The organism is Psychrobacter sp. I-STPA10, assembly GCF_021012795.1.
Taxonomy (GTDB): domain Bacteria; phylum Pseudomonadota; class Gammaproteobacteria; order Pseudomonadales; family Moraxellaceae; genus Psychrobacter.
In genome coordinates, this window is record NZ_VFYU01000012.1 from 179,039 (window position 1) to 189,430 (window position 10,392).

The window sequence follows — 10,392 nt, forward strand, 5'->3', positions numbered from 1 at the left end:
TGCTTATTACAATGTCCAAAGCGCATTACCTGTATCTGCTGTACGTGTCAAATTAACCGTAATGCTATCTTCACTTAAAAACACCCACTGATGCGGCTTAATAAGATTGTCTGATGTCTCGCCACTGACGGTAAAATCACTAATACGGTCTTGAAAAGCAGGAATACTGGTACGTATACGTGTAGCAATCTCTTGTAAGTTGAATCCGTCAATATTGGGGTGACTGGCAGCCAGTGATTTTTTGCCATAGCTTGCCAGCAATAACTCTTTAATTTGAGTTTGTACTGCGGATATATCATGTACTGCTGCCAATCTACCAGTGATAGCAATTTGATAGGGTCTATCTTCTACTGCTTTTACTCGCACCCGACCTTCTAGCAAGCTATCTGCTCGTGCCACCATCTGCCTAATATCTTTAATCAGTTGCTCACGTTCGCCATCGTACTTTGCAACAACTGTCAAATTTAAATGATTAATACTATCTAGTGATGCGCCATAGTATTTTTCATGTGTGGTTTCATTCCAGATTGCCATATAGTCAAAGCGATTCATAAAGTGCCAGCGCACTAAAAAATCAAAATTACCCATAAACACAGCGTTACGGTCATACATCGAAGGGAAACTTGCTAATAAACGCAACTGAGCAACGGTTAAAGGATTTGCGCCAATACGCACCATGTCGCCCTGGTGAAAATAAAGATTTAGCTTGGTCTCATCATTGGTATAGATGTTAACCAATGCTGCTTGTTTTAAGCCATTGGGGTCTACCTCACCATAACATTGTGTAATAGCAACCTCATACACCTCACCCGCTTGTACTGTTTTTCCTGCACGCACACTGTCACCAAAGGTAATGCTCAGATTGGTTAAATCATCACTATGTATGCTATATACTGGCTCATCAATACCAGCATTCATAAACTTTGGTGTGTGTCGATATATCTCACCTGTTGTTGTATTGGTCACACCAATACCTGCAAAATAAGCATCGTCAGTCGTTGCCACAGTTAAATTATAAAAAGGCTCATTGACTGGCACAGTCATGGTAATACGATTGATTTCACTTTGTTCAGCCAATACTTTTTTTGTTTCACCTGCTATTAATGTGGTCGATGACATCAATCGCCATTGTCTACCTGTACCATCATCAATTTGCCGCCCTTGAGACAGGCTAATGGTATGCTCACTGTGGTTTTCTATAGTAATAAGGTGCTGACAGGGTGTAGCCACTGGCAAAATACCTTTATTAATAGCGTCGGCAATGATGGTTCTATCTTTAGATTTAATAAATGGCTCAATGATATTGATATCATTATCACGAGATAGCCAAACCACAGTTTCAACAATACTGGTAAGCATGGCACGTACAGTTGGGTCACCTGCCCGCCATCGCTCTGCAATCTCTGTATAGTCATTAATATTACTGCCAATACTGGCAATTAGTTTACTGCGCTCTAGTGTCATAATAATCCTGATTGATGGTATCTGTACTATCACCTAAATAAATATCAATACTACCCACTGACAAATAAACTTTGACCGTATCAAATCCCACTGTCTCTGAATGTACGCTTAAGCTGCTGTCATCAAATTGATTAAGCAAAGGAATGTCTTGACGCAATTTAATTAATAGCTCATCTGCTTTTGTGCTACTAAGCTCTTGTAGCAGCATTGAGCGCAAATCTGCGCCATACCCCTGTCCAAAGTAGCTATTTACAGGAGTATCTAGCCAATGATTAATCATATTAATAACTGTTTGCGTACCTATCATTATCTATTCTGCCGTTGTATCGCACCAATATCTATATAACTGCTATGACGCAATGCTACTAAAAGTAATGTTAGCCATATCATTACAGTGCCCACCAAACCAACAATAATCAGCAATCCAATTCCACTGATACCAAAGGATTGAGTTTTAATCATTAATGCTGCAAACCGCCAACATAAAAATATCCAGATTAAAATAAAAGGAATAGAGGCAATGCTAACTTTTATCGCCAATTTACCGATGGCAATGGCCAATAGTTCGGTTGAGATACGATGATTAATATCTGTAACCCGTGCGATGATATCAAAGTACATAAATGCCAACATTACCCAAACGCAACCGCTTAAAGCGGCATCAATAATATAAGCATTTGCCATGTCTAACATAACCAACCACCTCTAACCTGACTTCTGAGATTTAATTTGCGCCAACTGCTCTTCAAGTTGTGCTTTTTCCGTCTGTTTGAGTTCAATTTGAGCATCAAGCTCTTTAGCTTGTTCAAGCAAGGCATTACGTTGTTGTGCTTTGTTTTTTGGTGCGCTTGATTTTTTAGCGGTAGTATTTTTAGGCTTAATATTTGCTTGTTTTTTATCAAACGCTGATTGGCCCTGAACAATTGTGTTAGCAATAACATCAACCGAGGCGTTAAATGCTGGCTTGTAACTATTATCATAATCACCAGATAACACCTGCCGCTTACCGTTGATATCTATGCGAAAAATATCTAGATGAGCATCATCTCCCATCAATCGCACATATAATTTAACTTGCTGGCCATTTTCTAATACCAGGTTAACTGGTTTGACGCTAGCCCCAGATATACGCTTTACGCGCTCAGGCTCAACAATGGGAATAGATTGTTTGGTTGATTTAGCCAGTCGATTGACAAAATCTTTGATGAGTGGTGTTTTTTTGGTAATGTCAGATAACTTCATAAAAAATAACCCTAGCATATAGATGATAGGGTTATTTTGAGGGAAGTTAAGAGATAGTAAGTAGGGGTGTTCCTAAATTATTACTCAATAGTAACTGATAATGCAGTTAGTGTTTGCTGTGCGATTTTTCCTGAATTTCCCACATTTTCATTAAACGTGTTGTAAATTGGTAATAAAATAATTTGGTAATTACTGTGACTATTATCTTTTGTCAGAAAACTCATCACCTCTTCAGCACTAGCTTGTGCTATAGAATTTAGTCGAGTATTACTAACATACGAATACAGTTCACAATCATTTGTATAAGCCCAGCCATGAGGTATAGGTATCCAACTCACTGTTTCAATTGTCTTTAAATGTTTAGCTAAATCTAACATTTGTGCAAATGCTTTAGGTGTGAACCCATTTTCAACAGCTGTATCATTTGTTGCTGAGGTTAATTTGATATGTAATTACGGTTGCTCTGCCACTTCAGTTTCGATTCGCCCCCAGTTAAACTCGACGGGTATAGTTAATTTATGTTGAGATGTTTTTTGCAGCGGCAGATTGCCATCGACAGAGTCGAATTGTATTTGCCAAGATCCCATCGTTGTAATCAAGCTTACTTTACGTATACCATCGTCATAATTATGTTCTGCGTAACCTGCATTTAATTTTGCGACTCGTTTAAAACTATTAACAACATAATCACCAAATGATGTGCTGCTAAAACTTTTTGAAATATCGGGATTTTCATTAAATACTTTTAACTCATGACTACTTGATCCCGAACGGAAATTAAGAGTTAAAACAAAAGATAATGATTTGCCAATTAAATTAGGATTAAAAGCATAGTAATATGTATACCTTTGTCCGATATACATCAATCTAGCAGTTGTCTGATACGCTTTAACGCTACCCTGCCCATCACTGACATTAATCTGATTAATAATATCTGCGGTATCAAATCGCTGATAAATCTTGTAAAATACTTGTAACTGTTGTCCTGCTTTGATATTAAATGCTTGCACTTCGCCGTCGGGGTGCTTGACTAATGCTCTAGTAGCAAGGGTGTCGTCGGCTAGTGTTAAACCTACCTCAGCGATTGATTGCGCGCCCATATCTTCGAAGGTGTATAGATATTCAGCGTAGATTTCGTAATAACCCTCACTGTCTTCATATCTATCAACTTGATGGCTAAATAACTCTTTTGTTGTTGTTTTTGCAACAAATGCGTCTAACTGTGTTTGTGATTTTTCAGGCTCACTACTACCAGTTCCGACTGATAGAGCTGTAAACCAGTCTTGACCGTCGTTACCAAGTGCGTTGAGTCCATTGTCTAACACTAAATTTGAATGATAGCCAGTATCGCTGACTATTTCGTTAGTGTTTGTATCACGCGCGATAAGTCGCACTTCGCCTTTCATTCCTATTTTCATTGTGTTTTTTGCTCCATTTTGATGTCTAATATGCCTATGCTTACTTTGTAATTATCTTGCTCAGCTGGGCTATATGGCATAGCTGTATCTAGTATTTTGATTGTTGATTGATACTGCTCTACTTCGGCAGGACTATATATCATGTCTACATCAAGCGTTTTTATCGCATATTCGGGCAGTCGAATTAGATCAATATCTAATGTTTTTACAGACGATTGATAACTGTCTTTTTGCTTCAGATTACGCTTAACTACTTTCCCGAGCTACCTACCCTCTGCACCCAGACTTCAGACACTCCTTGCTTTAATGTATCTTCAACTGTGTTGTAGCTATCGTTGCTAGGATCATGTCCTAGCAACGCCTGATAGTTATTGGCAGTCACTCTAAACGGTTTGTCCATACGACCACGCTTAAACTTACCGACGATGACAGCACTATTAGATGGTGGCAGCGATGTAGATTCTGTTTTATCAATCACATCACCGCGCTGAATACCGACTGCTGCACCTAGTATCTTTGTCTCTATCATGAACTACCCTTATTTGATTCCGATGGATCTAGAATGACGCTTTAAGCTTGCATTTGTTAAACCTTTGGCTTGTGCATCGGTTATGTTATAAATATTCATTTTTAGACCTTTAGAAAACGATCTCATCTGTTTACGAATAGCAGCGGGTGCGTGCGCTTTCTTTTTTGCTTTGCGCAGGGCAGCTTTTTGAGCAGAAGATAATTTAATTTCTCCAGAAATTCTCTTATTAACAACAACCTTTTTACCATTACGAATGGCTTTAACAGCCTTATAAACAACAGTTTTTCCATTTACTTTTTTAGTCGTTTTCTTACCTGCCCTGAGTTTCTTTTTCTTAGATTTTGTACTATCAAACTGCACTTCACTTTCTAACGCATCTTGTTCTAAGCTGTCATAAGTAGCATCTTCCTCCATACCATACGCAAATGCTGCTACAAACTCATCAAAATCATTCCCATCATCGGGCATATTTTCGATAATAATTTCACTGGCAGTCTCAATAGCAGCATCTGCAATATCAATATCGTCATCAAAAATATCATCAATAACACCATCATTAACACCCATTGTGCTAAGTGCATCTGATATATGTGCTGCTAACACTGCTTTGACTGTGCTATCAATACCATCATTGTCATCGTCATCGTCGAAAACATCTAGCATGAACAGGTCTAATATTTCGCTTGGTAATAGATCTTCTTCATCTGCACCATCTGATTCAACAATAATTGCAGCTAACATAAAAACAATTTGTAAAGCTGCCAATCGCATCTGAGCATTGGCATGGATAGCCATACGCTCGCTGATCGGGTCAAATTCAATTTTTTCTGCTGCTTGAGCTGCACTCATTGCATCAAATTGAGCTTGTTGTGTACGTGTTTGAGCATTGGCTTGTATGCGTCGAGCAACGGGTGAATTATTAAACATGGACATTGTGACTTCCTTTTTAGTGTTAAATTTACTTAATAGGTTTCTACAGTTACGAACTACTTCGTTACGGTGGTTTCAAAGAATACTTGACGCGCACAACCCTCTGGACGTCGTGCCAGCTTCACATCAGCTTTTTCAAATGGATTATCAGCGCGTGGTGTAATAATTAGAGAGTAATAGCGACCACCCAAATCTGTTGCAGGCATTAAAAGACCTGCAGCAACACAGGCATCTAAAAAGCGATTACATTCTGTCGTTGCATCTTTAACAAAACTACTCATACCCTTCAACAAATGCTTTTTGACAATACCTACAATAGTATTGTCTGTAAAAGTGGTGATTTCTGCTGAATTAATCAGACGCAGCGCACTGGTCTTGCTATCATATTGGGTTAAAGCATCTCCATACACCCAACGACTACCAGCATCAAAACGCTCATTCATAACCACATTAATACCTGCTTTAGCTAACGCATTTTGTGCCTCTTCATCTAAATTAACCTCCGGAAGTCGTTCAATATCACGAAAACCCACAGGAAAATCATATCCTGCAATTGGTCGATTCAGAGGAGGAATACCTGAGTTATTAGTTTGAGAATTACGTAGTAGTAATTGTCCTAAATAATCACCTGTGCAGGGACGCCATTTTTTACGTGCCAGCACAGTCGTGGCATTGCTAGGACGGGATTTATTGGGATTCCAAAACAGCCAGACACGATGATCTTGTACGCTAATTGATTCTGCTAATGCCGTTGCTTGTGTCCAGTCTGTTAGATTGCCGATATCAATTAACAGATGGATATTTAGTTTATCCATCACTTCGACCATCGCCTCTATCATTGGTAGATTACCCACCTCATTGCACACGATATAGCGTGGACGTTCTGCCATATCTAACAGTGAGCGTTTAGCAACTATTGGCTCTACATCTTCAACTTCGGTAGCTGGCACAGCAAGCACTACTTCTTTTTTACGATATGCACCCAAAACATTAAGGGCTTTAGCTGTATTTATTGCAGTTTTAATGGCTTCAGCATTGGTAGCACTGTATTTGGTTTCAACCGTTTCAAAAAAGTCATTTTCACCGTCTAAAGCACCTGTAAAATCAAGCTTACGTGTGATATATCCAAAATCATTGGGGTAATTTTGTTCTAATGCTTCAATGCCACCTTCAGTATAAAGCCGACCTTGCAAGTGAGTGATAACGCTATCGTCAACTTTGTCGGCGAAAATAATGCTAAATACAAGATTATTCAGTGGATCATCACTTGGAGTCGGTGATTTATCATCAGTCACACTGACTTTAGCAACGACATTTTCGTCAAAGCCATATTGCGTGTTCATGATGATATTTGCTAATGCACTATTGTTTGGCTCACTTGTTAAAGTGATGCCATCTGCATTGATATTTATCGAGAGTTTTGTAGACATAAAAAAGCCTATACGGTTGTTGTATAGACTTAGTATAGAGAGACTCAGATAGAGGTATTTGGGGGTGTTCCACAACTTTACTGCTTAATAATCTCTAACTTACCGCCACGAATGTGATTCATTTGTTTTATATTACGTATCACTTGATCTTTACTTACTCGCGGACTAATTTCGATAGTAGTTTGGTTTCCAGCTTTCAGCAGTGTACAAGTTGCTGTTTCTAGTACATTAAATGCACCAGTATTTTTAACTATGACAACATTTTGTGCTACTTCAATGACTTTAGTAGTTTGATTGTTCTCTTCACTTACCATATCATCAGTAAATTCCATACCATTAGCATCCATCCATCGCCATACCAACGCATCTTTGCGATCACCTGATAAATACTCAATACCGTCATTATCCATTTTTGTTTTAAGCATATCGGCAGTATATTTATCTTCAATGTGTTTAAAACTATCAGTTTGGGCCAACTCTTTTAGATTGGTAGGTAAGTCTTTTGCTTGTTTGTTTATCATGGTTTTATCCTATGTTTTTGAGATTTAAAAGCAAAAAACCTTGCTACCAAATGTGATAGCAAGGAGAGGTAATATATACTCTTACATCACATTAACAGTTACAAGTTAGGCAGATTAATCAGCTCAATTAAAAAGCACTGATTGTTATAACGTGGAATTGGATTTAGATCTGCAGCTTGGCGACTATATACACCCACCGACTTCTCAAATGCAGTCACGTCATCAGCAAGCACCATCGGTGGAACGGCAACATGACCAACAAATGGAGCTTTTGTGAGACTTAATGGACGTGGGGCCATTAGAGCATAAGCCGTACCCGCTTGCTCCTCATTGAAGACCGCCATGCTAGATGGCACATAATAAACATTTGCGCCTATTGTATTTAAAGTACCAATGCGATAAATGCTGTACTGATCACCAAATGCTAGACCAGTTGGCGCAAAAACTTCTGTACTAAGACCCAAGAAAAATGCCGAACCAGCATCACTCACGTATAGATCATAACCACCAATAGCTTGATTAATTGCAGTTGACAGCTTGGTTCGTGCAATACCAAGCGTCACTTTAATACTTGAGAACATATCCTGCAATGTCGTAAAATGAACACCAGTTTTATTGGCATCAAAAGTGATCATTCGAGAATCACCGCTAGCCAAACATCGATTGACGGCATGACGCAACAAACGTCCGTATTGTTCAAAATAATATTTTTGCTGAATGATGCTCAATGCTGCACCATACCAGTTAATATTTAATTCGTTTGATAACTGGGTAATTGAGTCAATAGTAGCAATATTTTGGGCACGGCTTGGATAAGCAAAGATTGACGCATATTCAAATCTAACATCAGCACCTGGCTCTTGTAGTATCTGATTACCATCATCATCTTTACGCTCATAATCAGAGATAACTTCAACCTCAACATCATCAGCTTCTGGCACATCACCTGCACTACTATCAAAAATAACTTCAATATAGTGATTATCTAGACTAGCAGTAGCCGACTTAACCAAATAACTTTTTGTGCCAATCTCAATTTTATCAAGTGGCTGTAGTGTGCTTATGCCGTTTGTTGTTGGGTGATTGCGATGCTTATCATTGGCAACTTCCACACCTTTAACAAAAATGGAAACTCGTCCGCCCAAGAATGGCAATGCTTTAGCCGAATCATCAACAACAAACTTAGTTGTTTTATTAGCACGTACTTCTTTTGTGTACGCAACACGAGGGGTTAGTGTGAATTTTTCAGGTGTGCTAGCATCTTTTTTCATGGCAAGCATGTGGCGACCTTCGAGATATGGCTGCCCTGCTTTAGCCCCATCCATTAAGTCGCCTTTATTCATCACTCCCATTCTGGTTGATGCAACGGCATCACCATACACGAGCGGTACTTCATTAGAGCCAGTGGGGTTAGGTAATTGTGAGACAATGGGCAGTGCGCTAGCGATACCCATGGTTAGAGTCACTTGTACTGCAGCAGGTACTACAGCCAAGGATTCATGATGGCTAAATGAGAGCTTATCGAATTGCGGATCTTTGGGATCAGCGTCTGGTGCGTGTTCAGTAAATACTAATGCTTGGTTAATTGCTGAAAGCACAATATCTGTAGATGGATTTTCACCGCCATTACGATGTTGATACTCAGCAATACCCATGCTAATACCATCAAATATGGCTTGTTGACTTTCACCTTCAACAATTTTTTCTGCTGTTAATAGCTTATATAAAGGCTCAGGAACATTAGACTGCATGGCAACTTCACGACCTAGTGGGTGCTGAGCTAGCATACTGTCAAATGCAGCCGCTTCATTGCCGATTTGCTCTGCCGTTGCTAACTGACGTAACACAATGCTGAGTTTTTGTTTGTCTTGTTGGGTGGTTTTTACATATTGACGTACTGTTTGCTGATCCATAACCGTTCCTATTATTAAAAAGAGGTGATAGGGTTATAGTCAATTCAAAACAAAAGAGTTATAGTAAGGACAAATATCATAAAATAATTTAGATAAATCGTTTTCTAACCAACCTTTACGTAAAGATTTCACGTTTCCCCACTTCTTTTCAATAGGATTTAAATCAGGACTATAAGGAGGTAGGAACAACACACGATGACCATGTCTATTAAAAAGACGTGTTACTTTCTTATGGAAGCTGGCATTATCCATGACAATGACGCATTTAGTATTAAGCCTCGGAATTAAGGTGTTCTTACACCAACTACGAAATACTTTTGAGTTAATGTTTTGTTTAAAGTAATCAATAGCAAACAAGGTTTTATTATAGAGTGCACCTATAACATTTGTTCTGCTACGAGCTTGCCAATTATAACTATCAATACAAGGTTTGCCGATAGCGCTATAGCCAAAAGGACGTATGACTTCCTGCTCAAAACCGCTCTCATCCATATATACTATGGGAAATCCTTGCTTTTGATAAAAAGCTAGCTTAGCTTGATACTCTGCTCTTTTAATCAGACAAGCTTTTGGATGGCTTAAGGTCTTTTTTTTGAGTGATACCAAGGCGTTTTAGTGCGACACAGATACCTGAAGTGCTACATCCTAAACGTCTTGCACGTTCATAATGATAGCTGTCTGGATGGTTCTCTACATCTTTAAGTAAAGCGTCATTAGCAATTTTAGTCGGTTCGATATTGCGTGTTTTCTTGCTATATAACCGTTTTTTCCATTTCTGGATGGTGGTTGGACTGATATCATATTCTTGAACAGCTTCTTTAAAGGTCATTCCCTTTTCTAAGCTTTTTAATACTTGTTTGCGAAATTCTAAAGAGTATGTCATTGGTTTCCTAATTTTTGGTTCTTTGAATGACTTTATAACATTTTTAGTATGAATTGACTATA

The 10,392-nt window shown here is 38.7% G+C and carries 13 protein-coding genes; all 13 read right to left on the bottom strand.

The genetic code is table 11. The features are described 5' to 3' along the window. Nucleotides 1-6 precede the first annotated feature (6 nt). The 13 genes from FHK89_RS05665 to FHK89_RS05725 all read right to left on the bottom strand — a co-directional run bounded on the left by FHK89_RS05665 (nucleotide 7) and on the right by FHK89_RS05725 (nucleotide 10,330). On the bottom strand, nucleotides 7-1,464 hold the full coding sequence (locus FHK89_RS05665; RefSeq protein ID WP_230657794.1) for a hypothetical protein: 1,458 nt from the start codon (nucleotides 1,462-1,464) through the stop codon (nucleotides 7-9). Next, on the bottom strand, nucleotides 1,445-1,771 hold the full coding sequence (locus tag FHK89_RS05670) for a hypothetical protein (protein ID WP_230657796.1): 327 nt from the start codon (nucleotides 1,769-1,771) through the stop codon (nucleotides 1,445-1,447). The genes FHK89_RS05665 and FHK89_RS05670 overlap by 20 nt, the downstream gene beginning before the upstream one ends. Beyond that, nucleotides 1,771-2,157: a hypothetical protein gene (locus FHK89_RS05675; protein ID WP_230657798.1), complete on the bottom strand. Its 387-nt coding sequence runs from the start codon at nucleotides 2,155-2,157 to the stop codon at nucleotides 1,771-1,773. The genes FHK89_RS05670 and FHK89_RS05675 overlap by 1 nt, the downstream gene beginning before the upstream one ends. A gap of 12 nt (nucleotides 2,158-2,169) precedes the next feature. Further along, nucleotides 2,170-2,706 carry a hypothetical protein gene (locus FHK89_RS05680; RefSeq protein ID WP_230657800.1) on the bottom strand — a complete coding sequence of 179 codons (537 nt, stop codon included), beginning with the start codon at nucleotides 2,704-2,706 and terminating at the stop codon, nucleotides 2,170-2,172. Between the two features lie 80 nt (nucleotides 2,707-2,786). Further along, entirely contained in the window at nucleotides 2,787-3,083 is a 297-nt protein-coding gene (locus tag FHK89_RS05685; RefSeq protein WP_230657802.1) for a hypothetical protein, read from the bottom strand. Between the two features lie 75 nt (nucleotides 3,084-3,158). Beyond that, nucleotides 3,159-4,124 (bottom strand): hypothetical protein, encoded by a 966-nt coding sequence (locus FHK89_RS05690; protein ID WP_230657804.1) that lies wholly within the window; start codon nucleotides 4,122-4,124, stop codon nucleotides 3,159-3,161. 250 nt (nucleotides 4,125-4,374) lie between these two features. Next, nucleotides 4,375-4,653 (bottom strand): hypothetical protein, encoded by a 279-nt coding sequence (locus FHK89_RS05695; protein WP_230657807.1) that lies wholly within the window; start codon nucleotides 4,651-4,653, stop codon nucleotides 4,375-4,377. A 9-nt stretch (nucleotides 4,654-4,662) separates the two neighbouring features. Beyond that, nucleotides 4,663-5,586, bottom strand: coding sequence for a hypothetical protein (locus FHK89_RS05700; RefSeq protein WP_230657808.1), 924 nt, complete (start codon nucleotides 5,584-5,586; stop codon nucleotides 4,663-4,665). Nucleotides 5,587-5,639: 53 nt separating this feature from the next. Continuing rightward, entirely contained in the window at nucleotides 5,640-7,013 is a 1,374-nt protein-coding gene (locus FHK89_RS05705) for a hypothetical protein (protein WP_230657810.1), read from the bottom strand. Nucleotides 7,014-7,090: 77 nt separating this feature from the next. Continuing rightward, nucleotides 7,091-7,534: a hypothetical protein gene (locus FHK89_RS05710; RefSeq protein ID WP_230657811.1), complete on the bottom strand. Its 444-nt coding sequence runs from the start codon at nucleotides 7,532-7,534 to the stop codon at nucleotides 7,091-7,093. Between the two features lie 98 nt (nucleotides 7,535-7,632). After that, nucleotides 7,633-9,447, bottom strand: coding sequence for a hypothetical protein (locus FHK89_RS05715; RefSeq protein ID WP_230657812.1), 1,815 nt, complete (start codon nucleotides 9,445-9,447; stop codon nucleotides 7,633-7,635). A gap of 39 nt (nucleotides 9,448-9,486) precedes the next feature. Further along, nucleotides 9,487-10,053 carry an IS630 family transposase gene (locus tag FHK89_RS05720; RefSeq protein ID WP_230655621.1) on the bottom strand — a complete coding sequence of 189 codons (567 nt, stop codon included), beginning with the start codon at nucleotides 10,051-10,053 and terminating at the stop codon, nucleotides 9,487-9,489. Further along, entirely contained in the window at nucleotides 10,001-10,330 is a 330-nt protein-coding gene (locus FHK89_RS05725; protein ID WP_230655620.1) for an IS630 transposase-related protein, read from the bottom strand. Before FHK89_RS05725 ends, FHK89_RS05720 begins: the two co-directional genes overlap by 53 nt. Nucleotides 10,331-10,392 lie beyond the last annotated feature (62 nt).